Source organism: Variovorax sp. Soil_C_17, assembly GCF_057657265.1.
Window position 1 is genome coordinate 48,951 of sequence record NZ_JBDGIT010000017.1, and the last position, 16,073, is coordinate 65,023.

Below are 16,073 nucleotides of genomic sequence, written 5' to 3' on the forward strand. Positions count from 1 at the left end.
CGGGCACGTCCGGATCTGTGCGGGGGGTGCCCGGTAACGGGCATCCCTACCGCGAGCCGCTCGGGCTTCCGACATCCTGGCCAAGGTCACGCGAGCGAAGGCAGGTCTCGCTGCCGCAGCGGGATAAGTGCAGAACAGAGTGGCGCACTGCACTAGATACTCAACCATTGCTTCAACACTGTTGGATCCATCTGTTTCGGCTGTGCCAAGTGCCTCTGGCGTGACATCGGGCTGCGGCAATACGAAGTTGTCGCCCCAGTCGAGACATTTGAGGTCCATGACCACGCCCGTGAGGCCGTCGGTCAAGCTACCGACTTGGCACTTGTAGAAGTGATTGATGACCCCAGCACAGAGGTCTGCCAATTGAAGCTGTGGGTGTTGCTTCGAGTCCCCTTGGGTCAAAGAAAGTGCACGGAGCGGAAACTTTGTCTTCCTGCGATCAGTCCCGATGGTTTGGGATCCCTCATCTGGTCCAGCCATCATGCACATCCGCATCAGCCTATGCGACGGCGGTACCTTTGGGCGAAATCCACGTACCAGTCGATGCTCCCAGGCTTCGCCAGCGCATCGCGGCTCACGACCTTCTCGAGCGCGTGGCCCAGCAGCAGCTTCTTGACGGGCAACTCCAGCTTCTTGCCAGTGATGGTCTTCGGGATCGCGCTCACCTGGACGATTTCGTTGGGGACGTGGCGTGCCGACAGACCCGTGCGCAAGGCCTGCCGGATGCGCTGCGCCAGCGGCTCGTCCAACTCGATGCCGGGCCGTAACTGGATGAACAGCGCCATGTACGAATCGCGCCCGAGGTACTCCAGGTCCACGACCAGGCTGTCCAGCACTTCGGTGATGCCTTGCACGACACGGTACAGCTCGGATGTTCCCATGCGCACGCCCTGGCGGTTGATGGTGGCGTCTGAACGGCCGTAGATCACGCCTGCCGTGGCTTCCGGCCGTGGCGCCAGTCGCAACCAGTCGCCATGCCGCCAGACGTTGCGGCCCCGGCTGTCCTTGAAGGTCTCGAAGTAGCTCTCCAGGTATCTCCGATTTCCCTCGTCTCCCCAGAAGTACAGCGGCATCGAAGGCAGGGGCCTGGTGCACACCAGTTCCCCCACCTCGTCCAGCACGGCCTGGCCGGCCTCGTTCCACGCCTGCACGCAGGCGCCCAGCGTGCGGCATTGCATCTCGCCTGTGTACACCGGCAGGATGGGAAGCCCCACCAGAAAACCGCCCGCGATGTCCGTGCCGCCGGAAACGATGTTGAGCCAGAGATCTTGTTTGACGGCGCTGTACAGCCAATCACAAGCCTCGGGTGACAGCGGAGAGCCTGTGGACGACACCGTGTGCAACTGCCGCAGGTCCGCGATCTCGCGCGGCACGATGCCGGCCTTCAGGCACGCGTGATGGATCGCAGCGCCGGCGCCGAACACGTGAACGCCCAGTCGCCCCGCGAGCCTCCACAGGTGGCCCCAGTCCGGCTCGGCGCCGGCACCGGTCACGGCGCCGTCGTACAGCACGAGGGTGGCGCCCCCCAGCAGCCCCATGACGTGCGCATTCCACACCATCCACGACGTGTTGGCGGCCCAGAAGACGCGTTCGCCCGGGTGCAGGTCGCCGTGCAGGACCATGTTCACCATGCCGTTCGCGAGCACGCCGCCGTGGCCGTGGACGATCGCCTTGGGCAGCCCCGTCGTTCCCGACGAGTAAAGAATCCACAGCGGGTGATCTGCCGGGAGCGCCGCCGGCTGCCAGGCTGTCACGCATGCGATGGCCTCCTGCCAGCGCACCGTCGTGCGGCCCGTGGCCTGCCCGGGCGGATGCGCAGCCGCGTCAAGATGCGGAATCCAGAGGATGCCGGTGACCGTCGGCAGCTCGCGCAGGATCTCGTCCAGTGCGCCGCGGCGGTCGAACGGCTTGCCGCCGAAGCGATAGCCATCTACTGCGACCAGCACCTTGGGCTCGATCTGGCGAAACCGGTCGCCCACGCTGACCGGCCCCATGTCCGGCGCGCACAGGGACCACACCGCGCCCAAGCTGGCGGCGGCCAGGAACGCAACGACCGCCTGGGGGATGTTGGGGAGGTAGCCGGCCACGCGGTCGCCCTGCTGCACACCCAGCTCGCGCAGGGCCTGGGCCACCGATGCCGCCTGGCGCTGGAGCTCGTCCCAGCTCACAGCGCCGGTGCCCGAGGCTTCGCTTTCAAACACGATCGCTGGCGAGGCAAGGTGGGCGTGGCGGAACACCTGGTCGACCAGGTTGAGCTGGGCGCCTTCGAACCAGCGGGCGCCCGGCATGTCGTCGCTGGACAGGATGCGCGCGTACGGCGTTCGCAACGGAAGCGCGAAAAAGGCCAGCACGGCGCTCCAGAAGCCCTCCAGGTCGGTCACCGACCATTGCCACAGGGCCTCGTAATTCTCGAAGCGTAGGCCGCGTTCGCAATCCAGCCAAGACTCGAAGTGCGTGATCAGGGCCCGTTCCTTGCGGGCCGGCGCTGGTGTCCATAAGGGCGCTTCGGAAGGTGCGGACGCCGTGCGAGGGGCGGTTTCTGGTTGTGTGGTCACGATGCAGCCTTGTGAGTGAGAGCCCATGCGAGATTCTTGGGGGCCACGCCGAAACGATGCAGCACGTTGCCGAGCAGCGTTCCGAAGAGCGGGTCGCTGCCAATCACCCAGGCCGCGCCCACTGCGCCTGCGTGGAACACGCGACCGCCTTGCGGCCGCTCCCAATAGATCATCTCGGCCGAAAGTCCGTCGAGCGATTCGGTGAGTCTCGAGTAGTAGTCGAGGTAGGCGTCCAGCTTGCCCGGGACGCGCCGTATGCCCTTGGCAATGACCTCGATGCCCTCTTGCGCGACGGGCAAGGAAGCACCCGGGGGGCGGCGCTTCGTCATCTTCGCGAGGGTCGAGAGGGTCAGGTCCCACTCGTGACCGATGGCACGCGGCAGCCCGCCGCCGGGCGAGTGGCCGAAGGTTTCGCCCTTGCCGAGGCCCAGCGGCTGCGGCTCGTTGAAGAGCGCATGCGCCGGCAGCTCGACGTTATAGACGCCGAAGTCATCGCCGTCGGCGAAGGCCCAGCCGGCAGTTTCGAGGCCGATGATCTCGCCGGCCGGTCGGCCCGATGCCTTGAGCCTTCCGCCGCGCGCCCAGTCCTGGCTGTGGTACTGCTCGCCGTACGCGCCGGCCGGCGGGCCCACGGGCGGCCTGGTGTCGTCGTGATCGGGCCCGTTGACCTTGCGCTGCTCCATGACGGTGAAGTCTTCGTCGTAGCTCACGCGCAGGTACATCGTGTTGCCCGACAGCACAACGGCGCTGCCGCCGCACTTCAGGAAATCGTCGAGACCCTCCACCCCGGGCAGCGACCAGTATTCGCTGTGCCCGTTGATGAAGACGGTCTTGTAGCGCGCGAGCAGCGACGGATCGCGGTGCAGGTCGATGTCGCCGATCACGTCGTAGTCGTAGCCCTGCCGGTCGAGCCACACGTGCAGGTGGCGCTCGAGCCGCGTCCATTGGCTGAAGCCGCTCGCGGCCGGGTCGTAGAGCGCGTTGGGGCTGGCATTGGGCCAGGGCATGCGCAGGCCGACCTGGTAGCAGGGCTGGCCGTGGCGGTGGTAGACGTAGCTGCTGAAGGCGGGCGCGTCGGGATGGCTGTTCTCCAGGCCCTCCGAACGGCGCGGCCACACCGGATCGTCGACCACGTTCTTCGCGAATGGCGTGGTGGCGTAGGCGAGCCAGCTGTTGACGGCGCACAGCACCAGGATGGGGGCGGGTGCCACGTGCGCGGGCTTGCGCACGATGAAGGTGATGTCGTAGTCCGCCTTGCGGCCCTCGATGTCGAAGCGCGCGCGGCCGACGTAGACGCCCGACCTGGCGTCGTCGGGCATGCGGAATTCGTGCACCGCGTCCCAGCGGCAATCGTAGAGATCATCGCCCGCGAACCGCAGGCCGTGCCCGCGCGTCGGGTCGTGGAGCGGGTCGTAGGGCGATTCGTCTTCTTCGTACTGGCCGACCTTGCCGGGCTCGAAGGCCGGGCCGACGATCATCCAGGTGGCGTGGTTCACGATGCGTCCCGTGCGTTGGTATCCGCTGGCATCGGCCACTTGCGAGCCGCGCTCTTCCCGCAGTGGCCAACAGGCGAGTACCGAACGGCCCGTTGCGATCTGCAATCCGCGTTGTCCATGGCGGGCGGCGATCTCGCTGCCCGACAGCGCCCGGTCGTACAACGCAGGCATGACGAGGTCGGCTTCGAGGAACAGGTCGGCCAGGCCGTCGATGGCGCTGGCGCCGAGCCGCAGCGGCGCGGCCGCGGGCTCGACGGCCTGCAGCGCGGGCCACTCCGCGACGCACACCCCATCGATGCAGAGCGTCGCGAGCTCGCCGTTCCACGTGGCGGCAATGTGCTGCCAACGACGCGTCGCGAGCCGGCCGTGCGATGGTGCGGCGTTGTCTCCCAGGTGGAACGAGAGTGCGCCGCCCGGTTCGATGAAGAGCGCAAAGCCGCGGTGCGCGGGGTCGTCGTACTGGCTGACGATGGTCTGCCTGACGTCGACCGTCCAGGGCTTGAGCCAGCATTCGAAGCTCAACCCGCGCAGCGGCAGCCCGGCCGGCAAGCCGCGCTCGACATGCACGTAGGAGCCGGGGTGGATCGGCTGAACGCGCGCCCGATGCGGCGCGAATGCTTCGAGCGCCACGTCGTCGCTGCGTCCTTCGACGTCGCTGCCCAGCCGGCAGACCGCGAATTCGTAAGGCACGTCGCTGCTGACGTGAAAGCGGACGAGATCGCCCGCCGCCACCGTCTTGGCATCGGCGTAGCCGTGGAGGCCGGGCAGCTGCAGCGGTTTGTGCGGCGGGATCGGGTGCGGGGCGGTCGCTGTCATTCCGACGTGAAGCCCGAGGCCTTCACCACCGGTCCCCAGCGCTTGATGTCGTCGGCGATGAGGGCCGAGAGTTCTTCGGGCGTGCTCGGATTCGGATCGCTGCTGAGCTTCAGCAGCCGTTCCTGCACGTCCTTGTTGGCAAGTGCCTTGCCGAGCGCCGCATGCAGCTGGTCGACGATGGGCCGCGGCGTGCCGGCCGGCACGAAGAGGCCGGTCCATTCCAGGTTGTCGAAGTGCGGCTGGCCGAGTTCCTTGAGCGTCGGCACGTCGGGGAGCAATGCGGCGCGTTTGGCGCCATTCACCGCCAGCACCTTGAGCTTGCCCGACTGCTGGTGCGCGACGAGATCGGCAATGGGCATGATGCCGGCTGAGATCTGGTTGCCGAGCAGGTCCTGCACCAGCGGTGCGGCGCCTCGGTAGGGCGCGGCGACGAGGCCGGCCTTGGCGTCGCTGCCGAGCCGATAGCCCATGAACTGCGAGACGCTGCCCGGCGCGGGCACGCCGTAGTTCGCCTTCTTCGGGTCTTTGGCGACGATGTCGAGCCACTGCTTCACATCCCTGGCCGGCAGCTCGGCGGGCACCGCAATGCCTTCGTAGAAGCTCACGATGCGGCCGACGGGCTTGAAGTCCTTGACCGGGTCGTAGCGCACCGACTTCGTGGTGAGCGGCAGCATGACCATCATGTGCATGTTGGCGAGCAGCACGGTGAGCCCGTCCGCCGGCGCCGTGCGAACGTAGTCGGCTGCGATCGCCCCGCCTGCGCCGGTGCGGTTGTCCACGACGACGGTCGTGCCGAGTTCGGCCGCCAGCTTGTCGGCGAGCGTGCGCGCCTGCACGTCGGCCGAGCCGCCGGCCGGGTAGCCGACGATGAGCTTCAGCGGGCCGTGCGCGGTGTTGATCTGTGCCCCCGCCGCCGCGGCGAAGGCCCATGCCGTGCACGCGAGCGCGGCCTTGAGATTGAACGAGAGTTTCATCGGAGGCTTTCCTGGGTGGGGTTGCGAAATCGTGGGGTTGCCGGGTTCAGCGCGCGAGGCCCTTGCGCGCGACCTCGTCGGCGAGATCGGCCAATGACTTTTCGAGCAGGTCGCCCAACTCGTCGATCTCCGCTTCGGTGATCGTGAGCGGTGGCGTGATCATCTGGAAATCGCCGAAGGCGCCCAGGTTGGCCCGGCGGTTGTAGAGCGCGATGCCGTGCTTCAGGCCATGCTCGGTCAGCCGGGCGGGCGCGTTGAAGGCGACCGGCAGCTGGCTGCGCTTGCCCTTGTCCGAGACGATCTCGATGGCAGTGAGGAGGCCTTTGCCGCGCACGTCGCCCACGATCGGCGAGCGCGACGCGATGTCGCGCAGGCGCGCCAGCAGAAGTTCGCCCCTGCCCTGTGCGCGCGTGACGAGGTCTTGCCGCACCACCTCCTCGACCACCGCACGGGCCACCGCGCACGACAGCGGATTCGTGAAGTAGGTGTGGCCGTGCACGAAGCCGCCGGCACCCGCGATCGCATCGACCATCCTGTTCGGTGCGAGCAGGCAACCGAGCGGCGTGTAGCCGGCGGCCAGGCCCTTGGCCAGCGTGACGAGGTCGGGGCGGGCGCTCTCCCAATGGTGCGCGGCCAGGAAGGCGCCGGTACGTCCGGCGCCGCTCATGATCTCGTCGAAGATCACCAGCACGCCGTGGCGGTCGCAGATCTCGCGCACGCGTTGGAAGTACGCAGCCGAGGAGACCACCGCGCCGGTCGAAAGACCGCCGATCGGTTCGAGGATGAAGGCCAGCACCGTCTCCGGGCCCTCACGCAGGATGGTCTGCTCGAGCGCGTCGGCGCAAGCCTGCTCGTACGACTCGACCGAGTGGCCCTCGGGCACGCGGTACGACAGAGGCGCCGGCACCTTGGGCATCGGGCGGACCATCGGACCGTACAGGCCGAGCGTATTGGCGTCGCCGGTGACCGCCAGCGCGCCGAGCGTCGAGCCGTGGTAGCTCGGATCGCGCGAGATCACCTTCGAGCGGCTGCCCTGGCCGGTCACGACCGCATACTGGCGCGCCAGCTTGATCGCGGCCTCGTTGGCCTCCGAACCGCCCGAGACGAAGAATGCGCGGTCGAAGCCGTCGCCCGCAAGCTCGCAGACGCGGTCGGCCAGCGCGATGTTGTGTTCGCTCTCGAAGAAGCGCGGGTACGCGAAGGTCACCTTGGAGGCCTGCTCGGCCATCGCGGCCAGCACGCGCGGGCTGCCGTGGCCGATGTTCGCGACGACGGCGCCGGCGGTTGCATCGAGATAGCGCTTGCCGTTCGCATCCCACAGGAAGATGCCCTCGCCGCGGGCGACGCGCGGAGGACGGGCCGACCCCTTGGGGGCGTAAAAGCCGAGGACGGAGCCGCCTTTGGGGCTGTCGCCGATCCGGGCGATGCCGGTCGCGGGGGAGTTCGAAGTGTTCATGGCCCGACGATACGAACCGGAGAGACTTTCCGCTAGACGCATGGCGTGATGAAGTGCTATACGGTAGGCGTATGAAGCACGTACACGACCGGCTCGACCTGCTCGACACTTTCCAGAAGATCGGCGAAAGCGGATCGCTCAGCAAAGCGGCGCGGCTGCTGGGCACGACGCAGCCCACGGTCAGCCGGCGTCTGCTCGAGCTGGAGCGGCTGCTCGGCTGCAAGCTGGCACTGCGCACAACCGCGAGCTTTTCGCTCACAGATGAGGGGCGCTCGCTCCTCGTCGAGGCCCGCGACCTTGGCGACCGCTGGTCAGGCCTGTCGCAGCGCCTGAAAGGCGGGCAGAGCCGGCCTGAAGGCACGCTGCGCGTGATCGGGCCTTCGGGGTATGGGACGGGCTTCCTGACCGACGCGGTGACTGACCTGCGCGCGGCGCATCCCGCGTTGCGTGTTGAACTCACGCTGACCGATCGCTTGCTCGATCTGACGGCGTGGGGCGCGGATTGCTGGGTCTGCGTGGGCGAGGTGCGTGATCCTGAATTGGTGAGCCGCAAGCTCGGCACGATGGAGCGCGTGCTGATCGCCACGCCCGAGTTGCTCAAGAAGCTGGGGCCTGTCAGCATGGCGCGCCTTCCGCAGTTGCCCTGCGTGGGGCTCGTGCCCTACGTGAACGGCAACGTGCGCATGCTGGACCGGGCGGGACGCTCGCGCATGGTGAGGCTCGACACGCCGATCCAGACCGACAGCCTGTTGTCGAGCTACCGCGCGATCCTCAACGGAGCGGGCATCGGTGCGGCGGCCCCCTGGATGTGCCAAGAAGACCTCAAGACGGGCCGGGTGCAGCGGGTGCTGGCGAACTGGTGGCTTGAGCCGATCGCCATTCACGTCGCGCTGCCTCCGGGCATCTACAGGCCCGCGCGCGTGACCGCATTCATCGAGGCCCTCAAGGCAAGGATGTTTGCGCTTTCCGGATTCAAGCCATCGCACTAAGAAAAGCAAACCACCAAGACGTACCCAATGCCCTTGCAATCCGGCGGACGGGATCGGACCATCATTCGCCGCCAACAGGAAAGTCTATTTATCACCAATGACCGCGATTGCAGACACCTCGATCATCATTCCCACGAAAGGCAGACTGTGTACCGTGATAGACGTACTTGCAGGGAAGTTGCCTTCGGGCCAGAACTCGTGGCGGATCGGAATGAGCGGCTCCAGCAGCCTGGGGTCGGTCAGATAGACAGTAATGTTGACGACATCTTTCATGCTGCCGCCGGCGCGTTTGACCGCTGCGTCGATGGCTCGGAAGATCACGCGGGCCTGGCCTTCGAAGTCGCCGGCCATCGATTTGCCTTGTTCATCCCTTATACCGACTTGACCCGATATCCAGAGCGTCTTCCCGCCTTGCGTCGCCACCGCGGTGGAATACCCACGGGGCTGCCCAGCTTCCGATTTGAGGTACTCGCGGGCATTCGCAGTCATTGTCAGAAAAAGCGAACTGCATACTGTGGCGAGCAGTGCATGGCGAAATTTCATATCCACTCCTAAGTTGACGAGCCGGTTTCAATAGGGCATGCAGGTACATGCGCACTTGTTGGCGATGTCGGCAAGGCCTCATCGCCCCATCGCTGCCACGCCACCAGTCGCCACGACCGAGTCCTGATCTGGAGAGCCGCCTGAGGCGCCGATCGCTCCGACGATCACGCCCGCTTGCATCAGCGGAATGCCGCCTTCAACTGCGTTCGCATGGGGCAGGGTAAGAATGCGCAGGCCGGCGTTGCCAGCTGCCAGCGCATCCTGAAACGCTTTGGTCGGACGACGGTACATCGCGGCCGACACCGCCTTGTTCTGGGCGACCAGAATGCTGGCGTTCTGAGTGTTGTCCATCTTCTCGAATGCCACGAGGTTGCCCCCGGTGTCCACCACTGCCACCGCCATGGGAACGTTGATTCGCCGAGCCTCGGCAAGCGCAGCACCGATAGCGTGGCGGGCCTGCTCGAGATTGATGTTGTTTCCGTACTGCGGGACTGAGGCCGCAGCGGGCGCGGATGCCTGCGCGATGGCCGGTACGCTTCCCCCGTATACGGTGAGCGCAGCAATGAGGGATGCGATATTGCGGAGAGTAACCATGGCGAATTCCTCCGGGTATAGAAGAAGCGCGCGCACGCATGCGCACCGCGGGGCGGCACCCGCTTCCTTTTGCTGATATGAGTTGTGCGGTTGCGAACTGCTGCCGAAATATCTTCGACGTTCAGCTTTCGCACGCGAAATCGACCGCATGGATAGTGATCATGTGTAGGTCCCTAGAGCGTCTGCGCTGCAGACTCCAGCTCGGTCCTGAGCTTCTGCGCGATGCTCTTCATGAGCCGATGCAGTCTAGGAGACTAGGCAAGCCCACCAGTTCGAAGCTGGCGATCGCCAATTTGAATGAGGTTGTCTGATCGAGGGTTCGCATGTTCTGCTTAGGCGTGAGCGATGAACTGCACTCTATAAATTCATCGATCGTGTGCAAAGCGAAATTTCTGGAAATCACATTTCCTTGAGATGGAAAATTGGATTAGCTCACCAAGCAATCGCTGTGTGCCCAGGTTTCGGAGCAAGGCAGCCTCAGCGGCGCAGCCACGGCACTAGGGCTTTCGGACCCCACGGTGATACGCCGCTGGCCGCGCGTGCAGATCGGGGACGGGAGACGGCTGGGCCAGCGTAAGCCGTCAATCAACTATGCTCTTGCGCGTGATACGCGCGGACGTTTGCGCGACGATTCATGCGCCGCGGAATCGTATGCTCTAAGGCAGCAGTGCCCCGTAGTCGTCGTGCCGGCCAGCGCGCCGCGCTCGGTCACGAACTCAGCGCTTCCGACCCAGAGTTCTTTGCCGGTTGCATCTCTAGTTGCTGGACGCATACGGCCGCGCACTCCGACGCCGCAGTTGACGCACTGCTCGAGTCAGGCATCCGGGCGGTGCACGTCACCGGGGCGCCGGTCGCGGGCGATTGGGATACGGCACATTGGCCGGGCAACCTTGCGCGTCTGCATGCCAAGTACCTCGCCAATCGGCCTGCAGGCTTGTTGACACTTGGCGTGATGGACGCCTTTCCAAAGCTTGAAACGGACCAGTGGGCCGTTGCACGGGAACTGGGCGCTGTCATCGTGACCGAGTTCATTGGCGCCGACCTGGCAGCCCAACTTCCGGACCTGCACCGCAAGGGGCTGCTACGTAGTGACAACATCTTCAACCACTGCATCGGTGCCGGAATCCGCCTGGAAGATCTTGCGCGAAGCAGGTGTGCGCGTCAGCGTGACCCCACGTTCGGATGCCCACTACGGCATCGAGGATGGCATGAATGCGTGGCAGAAGGCGCTCGAGCATGGCATTCGCCCTGGCTTGAGCGTCGATAACGAGACCTCCTACAGCGGTGACATGTTCATGGAGATGCGCGTGGCCTTCTATCTGCGACGGGTGCTGGGGCACGGTGGCAATCCCGATGTGGCGGCATCGACAAATGCCTCCCGGTTGCTGCAGGCTGCCACGATCGACGGTGCAGCAACCGCGGGACTGGAAAAGCGCACTGGCAGCCTGACGCCGGGCAAGCAAGCCGACGTGGTTCTGATCCGAACGAGGGACCTCAACATCTACCCGGTCAACAACGCGATCGGTACTGTGGTGCACGCGGCTGAGCGCAGCAATGTCGATACCGTCATCATCGGTGGGCGGCTGCGCAAACGTGATGGCGTCGTGCTCGGCGTGGATCGAGCAAAACTGCGCGCCGCGATCGACGAGTCCCGCGCTTATCTGTTCAATGCCGCCGGCTACAAGCCAGATCCATTTTCGGAATCGTTCATGCCAATCCGCCGTATGTAAGAAACGCCTGGGGACATCGCAGCGCTGGTTTCCTCTATCGTCGGCTCGAATTGTCTGGCTGTAATCGCCTTGTTCAGCAACGCTGAGGTGAAGTCAGCGATTGTTCATGCCACGCTTATCGGCCTGACCAAACTGGACTTCGCTTCTCAGCAAAGGCTCTTGGGCCTTCGATCCGGTCAGCGCTTGCGTAGAGTGCAGCGACCGCCGGCAACTGCTTTTGCCTTGGATAGGTTTCACTCATGGCTGGCTCGGATAGTCCGGCTTGCACAAGCGCTTTGGAGGCCCTGATGGCGGGCGGCGATGCTTTGAGGATTTCCTCTGCCCACCGCAGTGCTGTCGCTAGCACCTGATCCTTCGCGACCACTTCGTTGACAAAGCCCAAGGATTTGCCTTCTGATGCCTTGACACGCCGGCTGGTCAAAATGATCCCCATGGCTTCTTTGTAGGCGATCTGCTGCGAGAGCCGCAGAAGCCCTCCACATATGGCTGCCAAGCCTACACGTGGCTCAGGCAACGCGAATTCTGCGTCTTCTGATGCAATGATCAGGTCGCACGCCAATGCAATTTCGAACCCTCCGCCCAGGGCGACGCCGTTGACAGCGGCAATCACCGGCTTTTGCAAATTGACCCGCCCGGTGATACCTCCGAATCCGCTCGGCGGCCAGGTGTTGTCATTACCGGCAGCCTGGAACTTGAGATCGTTACCGGCGCAGAATGCCTTGTCACCTTCTCCAGTGATGATGGCCACCCAGGATGAAGGGTCAGCCTCGAATCTGTCGAAGATCTTTTCGAGTTCCAGACAAGCTGGCCGATGCAGCGCATTGCGCACCTCGGGCCGACGGATCGTGACGATCAAGACATGACCGCGCTGCTCCACGTCGCAATATTGATAGTGCTGCGTGTTGTTGTCGCTCATTCCTTGAGCCTCGCAGTTTTCGAAAGCGCTCGGATGGCGGCCTGGTCGGCTTCCAGGCGCTTGGCAAATGCTGCGCCGCTTGTGCCGACGCCGGTGATCCCAAGAGCCGCGACCGATTTTGCGAACTCCGGAGTCTTGACCACATTGATCGAAGCTCGCTCGAGTGTTTGCAGAATCTTCGCAGGGGTCTTTGCGGGCGCGACGATCCCGTACCAGACGTTGAAGTTCATGTTCTTGAGGCCCAGTTCATTGAACGTCGGCACCATGGGCAGCAGGGCCAGTCGCGAGTTTCCAGTGACAGCCAACGGACAAATTCGCTTGCTGACAATATGCGGCATCGCCACCGGGCTGACAAAGGTGTACTCGACTTCGCCGCCAATCAGACCGGTGATGGCAGGAGCCTCACCTTTGTAAGGAATGTGCGCAGCCTTGATGTTCGCGCTTTGATTGAACATCTCTCCGACCAAATTGCTGGCACTGCCGTAGCCGACCGAAGAGTAGTTGAGTGCGCCTGGCCTTGCTTTCGCGGCCTCGATCAGTTTCGCGACGTCTTTGGGCCCTTTCTGGCACTCCACCACGAGGAGCCACGGGAGGTCGGTCGACAGACTGACCATTGCGAAATCTTTCAGTGGATCGAATCCAGCCTTTTCATTCAGTACCGGTTCCGCAGCCAGCGACGATGTGCTCCCGAACAGCAGCGTGTACCCGTCCGCATCCGCTTTTGCCACGTATTTCGTGCCGATGGCACCGGACGCTCCGGCCTTGTTGTCGACAATGACAGTGGCGCGAAGCTGCTCCTGCAGACCTTTGGCGACCAGGCGGGCCTGCACATCCGTGCTGCCTCCCGGAGGAAAAGGGACGACCAGAGTGATGGGCTTGCTCGGATATTCTTGTGCGGAGGTTGTCAGTGCGAGCAGGGCCAACGTCGTCGAGATGACGATCTGCTTGCCTGACAGGAAGTATTTGAGATGGATCAACGCTAGTCTCCTTAGTTGTGTAGACGTAATGCCTGCGAAAAATGTCGATGAGCTGGCGGCTTTCGTGGTGCCCGATTTCCGACGTTCAAATGCCGGTGGCTGAATGGCCGAATCGCGCCGACGCCGTTCCGTTTTGCCGCAACGGGCGCACCGCGCGCGTCGGCGATGCGCGTGAAAGAGATGGCAGAGACGGTGAGTGGCTGAATCAGCCCTTGAGCGCGCGAAGATCTAGCGTTCAGCTACTTGTGGTCGCCGGCTCTGCGGAGATTCCGAATCGAGCGAGAATTTCGGCGTTGTGCTGACCGATGCTCGGCGGCAGCGATCTCAATCGTCCGGGTGTACGACTGAGCTTGATAGGAATGCCCACGCCGCGATACCCATCCCTATCGAGAAGCATTTCTCTGTCCGAGGTGTGTTGCAGCTTGAGGGCCTCGTCGACTGTCAGTACAGGAGCGCAAGGCACGCCCGCTGCCATGAGTTGGGAAAACAGCGTCATGCCATCCTGCTCGGCCAGTTTCTGCGACAAGCGCTCGGTCACTTGTGCACGATTGGCTATTCGGCTGACGTTGGTGGCGTACTTCGCATCCTGAATGACATCCTCGAGACCAAGATGCCGGCAGAGCGTCACAAACTGTCGATCATTGCCTACCGCAATGAAAATCGGGATAGTGGCCGTTTGATAGAGGTCGTACGGCACCAGATTTGGATGGCCATTTCCTGTCCTCGTGGCCTCGCCACCATAAAGCACATTCGCCGCGTGGGGATGCAGGAGCGATAACGCAGTGTCGTACAGCGTCGCTTCCACCATTTGTCCTTTTTTCGATCGCTCACGTTCGTAAAGCGCAAGCATGACGCCGAGCGCGGCCTGAACGCCCGTAGCTGCATCGACGAGCGGAATGCCGATCCGGGCCGCCTTGGCTGCAGGATCGCCGTTTGTACTCATGAGACCCGACATGGCCTGGATCGCGGCGTCGTAACCGGGCAGCCCGCCCATCTGACCCATTTCCCCGAACCCAGAAATCCGGCAGTGGACCAGGTTGGGGAACTTGGCGGCCAGGGTCGACAGGTCGTCGATGCCCCACTTTCGCCACGTGCTCATCTTGAAGTTCTCGATCAGCACGTCCGCGCACGACAGGAGTGAGAAAAGCGTATCGAGCCCGCTGTCCGCGCTCAGATCCAGCGCGACATTTTTCTTGTTGCGGTTCAGACCCAGGAAATAGGGTGCGCTGCCATCGGCGACCGGGCGACCGTACCGCCTCGTGTCGTCGCCGTCGAAGGATTCCACCTTGATGACCTCTGCGCCGTGGTCGCCAAGGATCTGACCAGCGTATGGGCCGGCTAGCACCCGTGACGCATCGATGACAACCACGCCATCAAGCGCAGATTGCTTTCCACTCATAACCAGTCTCCAAATTCTCCGAGTCGCCTCAGGTGCCGGGATCGGCGCCCCCTGAGCCTTCAGCAAATTCTAAGAAGTCTGTTGTCTATGTGTCAACACGCAGTAATGATTACTGCAGAGCAGTAATTGCCATGGCATTGAGCTTGGGTCCAAGCAGCAAGCGTGTGACCGGTATGCTTCGCGCCATCGTTTCGCTCTTGGGATGCACGTATTGGCTCGCACATCAAACCTTCTCACCGACCTGAGCACGACGCTTGAGGAGAAAAAGGAATCGAGACACTTCGTCACGGCGCTCAGTCGAGGGCTGGACATCCTTGCGCTGTTCACCCGTGACGTGACCGCTTTGGGCAACGAGGACATTGCTCAAAGCACGGGGCTGGCGAGATCGACGGTGACGCGGATGACCTACACGTTGTCCATCACCAAGCACCTGGTGTATGACAGTGCGATCAAGAAATACCGGCTTGGTCCTGCGACGATGGCATGGAGCTACGCCGTCATGGACAGCGTGGCCGGCGTCCAGTCGCTAACGCCGTTTCTGCAGGATTTCGCGAACCAGATCGGAGCGTCGACCGTGGCGCTGAATATTCAAGCCGGCTCCGAAGTCATCTATGTGGCTCACGCATCGGGCCCAGCGCAAGTACAGGTCCGAACCGGCGTCGGGACTCGGCTGAAGCTTTGGCAGGCGGCGGCGGGCAGAGTCTTCTGGTCCGTGTCCGATGACGCGAAGAAGCACGAGGTCGAACAGGAATGGCTCAATTTTCCGGCTGACGTCCGGGCCAGGATCGCTGAAGAAATGCGCGCGGCTCAGGCTGAATGGGACAGCTATCGATTTTGCACAAGCATTGGTGCGTGGCGCCTCGGAATCAACGCGGTCGCATGCACTTGTGGCGACGGCTCTGGAAGTGGCTGGAAGTACGTGGTGTCCTGTGCGGGCATGAGCGCGGAATTCGATCTGGAAACGCTCAAGCACAGAATCGCACCGCAATTGAAGGACTTTGCGAATTTTCTAGCGCCAAAGTTGACCTCACTCTGATTCGGGCCAACTGGGTCACTTCTGGATGGAAATCAACATACCGGCGAGCTCTACGTCAAAGTTGAACTCCACGCGTTAGGGATGGTCTGCAGAACGCGATCCGCGGACGCAGTTGAGTGAATAGTGTGATGAGGAGAGCATCTGTTTCCTGGGGGTGTGCAGCGCAGCATCTTTTCCCTGTGGCTACGCTGCGAGCGGCGGCTGAACCTGAGCGCCGAAGCCCGGATACCACCTCTGGAAGGACGTGCGCAGCTCGTCATTCAGCACCTGCGTGCGGACCTGAAGGAGCAGGTGAGCGCCACGCGGCGTCCAGCGCATCTGCTGCTTCTTCACGAACCGCTTGGCGATCACCTGGTTGACCGCGGATTCGACGAAGCCGGTTGCAATGCGCTCCCCGCATCGGTACCTCTCCCCGTAGTTGACGATGGCGCCGGCGTTGTTGTCGATGTAGATCGCAAATTCATCCAGCGCCCGATCAAGTTTCCTCAGCACGACCGAGGGCGGCCGCCCAGCTTGCCTGTCCTGCTCGCGCACGCCGTCGATCTCTTCGAGCAGGTCGTACAAGGTTTCGTCGGCGCGCATCACGTTTCCA

Annotated in this window: 12 protein-coding genes and 1 pseudogene; 3 read left to right on the top strand and 10 right to left on the bottom strand. The window is 63.5% G+C overall.

What is annotated here, in order from left to right; genetic code table 11:
- Positions 1–494 precede the first annotated feature (494 nt).
- From AC3A6Y_RS33115 to AC3A6Y_RS33130, 4 genes are read right to left on the bottom strand one after another with little or no spacing between them, the layout of a single operon-like run.
- Positions 495–2,555: an acetoacetate--CoA ligase gene (locus AC3A6Y_RS33115; RefSeq protein WP_487872460.1), complete on the bottom strand. Its 2,061-nt coding sequence runs from the start codon at positions 2,553–2,555 to the stop codon at positions 495–497.
- A complete protein-coding gene (locus AC3A6Y_RS33120; protein WP_487872461.1) occupies positions 2,552–4,867 on the bottom strand; it encodes a N,N-dimethylformamidase beta subunit family domain-containing protein in 2,316 nt (771 codons plus the stop codon). Before AC3A6Y_RS33120 ends, AC3A6Y_RS33115 begins: the two co-directional genes overlap by 4 nt.
- Complete coding sequence (locus AC3A6Y_RS33125) at positions 4,864–5,841, bottom strand: Bug family tripartite tricarboxylate transporter substrate binding protein (protein ID WP_487872462.1); 978 nt, start codon at positions 5,839–5,841, stop codon at positions 4,864–4,866. The genes AC3A6Y_RS33120 and AC3A6Y_RS33125 overlap by 4 nt, the downstream gene beginning before the upstream one ends.
- 46 nt (positions 5,842–5,887) lie before the next feature.
- Complete coding sequence (locus tag AC3A6Y_RS33130; RefSeq protein ID WP_487872463.1) at positions 5,888–7,297, bottom strand: aminotransferase family protein; 1,410 nt, start codon at positions 7,295–7,297, stop codon at positions 5,888–5,890.
- A gap of 71 nt (positions 7,298–7,368) precedes the next feature.
- Between AC3A6Y_RS33130 and AC3A6Y_RS33135 the strand changes: the two genes are divergently transcribed.
- Positions 7,369–8,286 (top strand): LysR family transcriptional regulator, encoded by a 918-nt coding sequence (locus tag AC3A6Y_RS33135; protein ID WP_487872464.1) that lies wholly within the window; start codon positions 7,369–7,371, stop codon positions 8,284–8,286.
- An 84-nt stretch (positions 8,287–8,370) separates the two neighbouring features.
- Here the strand turns inward: AC3A6Y_RS33135 and AC3A6Y_RS33140 are convergent, their stop codons facing one another.
- Both AC3A6Y_RS33140 and AC3A6Y_RS33145 read right to left on the bottom strand, forming a co-directional pair.
- The gene (locus AC3A6Y_RS33140; RefSeq protein WP_261380356.1) at positions 8,371–8,829 is read right to left on the bottom strand and encodes a RidA family protein; all 459 of its coding nucleotides are present in this window, start codon (positions 8,827–8,829) and stop codon (positions 8,371–8,373) included.
- 78 nt (positions 8,830–8,907) lie between these two features.
- On the bottom strand, positions 8,908–9,423 hold the full coding sequence (locus tag AC3A6Y_RS33145; RefSeq protein WP_487872465.1) for a GlcG/HbpS family heme-binding protein: 516 nt from the start codon (positions 9,421–9,423) through the stop codon (positions 8,908–8,910).
- A 1,088-nt stretch (positions 9,424–10,511) separates the two neighbouring features.
- Here AC3A6Y_RS33145 and AC3A6Y_RS33150 point away from each other — a divergent pair.
- Positions 10,512–11,153, top strand: a complete 642-nt coding sequence (locus tag AC3A6Y_RS33150) for an amidohydrolase family protein (RefSeq protein WP_487872466.1) — start codon at positions 10,512–10,514, stop codon at positions 11,151–11,153.
- A gap of 115 nt (positions 11,154–11,268) precedes the next feature.
- Here the strand turns inward: AC3A6Y_RS33150 and AC3A6Y_RS33155 are convergent, their stop codons facing one another.
- From AC3A6Y_RS33155 to AC3A6Y_RS33165, 3 genes are all read right to left on the bottom strand, one after another.
- Entirely contained in the window at positions 11,269–12,069 is an 801-nt protein-coding gene (locus AC3A6Y_RS33155; RefSeq protein WP_487872467.1) for an enoyl-CoA hydratase-related protein, read from the bottom strand.
- Complete coding sequence (locus tag AC3A6Y_RS33160; protein WP_487872468.1) at positions 12,066–13,046, bottom strand: Bug family tripartite tricarboxylate transporter substrate binding protein; 981 nt, start codon at positions 13,044–13,046, stop codon at positions 12,066–12,068. Before AC3A6Y_RS33160 ends, AC3A6Y_RS33155 begins: the two co-directional genes overlap by 4 nt.
- Positions 13,047–13,281: 235 nt before the next feature.
- Positions 13,282–14,445 (bottom strand): CaiB/BaiF CoA transferase family protein, encoded by a 1,164-nt coding sequence (locus tag AC3A6Y_RS33165; RefSeq protein WP_487872469.1) that lies wholly within the window; start codon positions 14,443–14,445, stop codon positions 13,282–13,284.
- Positions 14,446–14,647: 202 nt separating this feature from the next.
- Here AC3A6Y_RS33165 and AC3A6Y_RS33170 point away from each other — a divergent pair, with 202 nt between their 5' ends.
- Positions 14,648–15,481, top strand: a complete 834-nt coding sequence (locus tag AC3A6Y_RS33170) for an IclR family transcriptional regulator (RefSeq protein ID WP_192322866.1) — start codon at positions 14,648–14,650, stop codon at positions 15,479–15,481.
- Positions 15,482–15,664: 183 nt separating this feature from the next.
- Here the strand turns inward: AC3A6Y_RS33170 and AC3A6Y_RS33175 are convergent.
- Positions 15,665–16,073 (bottom strand): annotated as a pseudogene (locus tag AC3A6Y_RS33175) (ISKra4 family transposase); the annotation flags it as partial.

What these genes read in the sequence shown, in the direction of transcription:
- AC3A6Y_RS33140 (WP_261380356.1), bottom strand. Translation starts at nt 8,829, where the DNA reads ATGAAATTTCGCCATGCACTGCTCGCCACAGTATGCAGTTCGCTTTTT.
- AC3A6Y_RS33155 (WP_487872467.1), bottom strand. Translation starts at nt 12,069, where the DNA reads ATGAGCGACAACAACACGCAGCACTATCAATATTGCGACGTGGAGCAG.
- AC3A6Y_RS33125 (WP_487872462.1), bottom strand. Translation starts at nt 5,841, where the DNA reads ATGAAACTCTCGTTCAATCTCAAGGCCGCGCTCGCGTGCACGGCATGG.
- AC3A6Y_RS33130 (WP_487872463.1), bottom strand. Translation starts at nt 7,297, where the DNA reads ATGAACACTTCGAACTCCCCCGCGACCGGCATCGCCCGGATCGGCGAC.
- AC3A6Y_RS33165 (WP_487872469.1), bottom strand. Translation starts at nt 14,445, where the DNA reads ATGAGTGGAAAGCAATCTGCGCTTGATGGCGTGGTTGTCATCGATGCG.
- AC3A6Y_RS33120 (WP_487872461.1), bottom strand. Translation starts at nt 4,867, where the DNA reads ATGACAGCGACCGCCCCGCACCCGATCCCGCCGCACAAACCGCTGCAG.
- AC3A6Y_RS33170 (WP_192322866.1), top strand. Translation starts at nt 14,648, where the DNA reads ATGCACGTATTGGCTCGCACATCAAACCTTCTCACCGACCTGAGCACG.
- AC3A6Y_RS33145 (WP_487872465.1), bottom strand. Translation starts at nt 9,423, where the DNA reads ATGGTTACTCTCCGCAATATCGCATCCCTCATTGCTGCGCTCACCGTA.
- AC3A6Y_RS33135 (WP_487872464.1), top strand. Translation starts at nt 7,369, where the DNA reads ATGAAGCACGTACACGACCGGCTCGACCTGCTCGACACTTTCCAGAAG.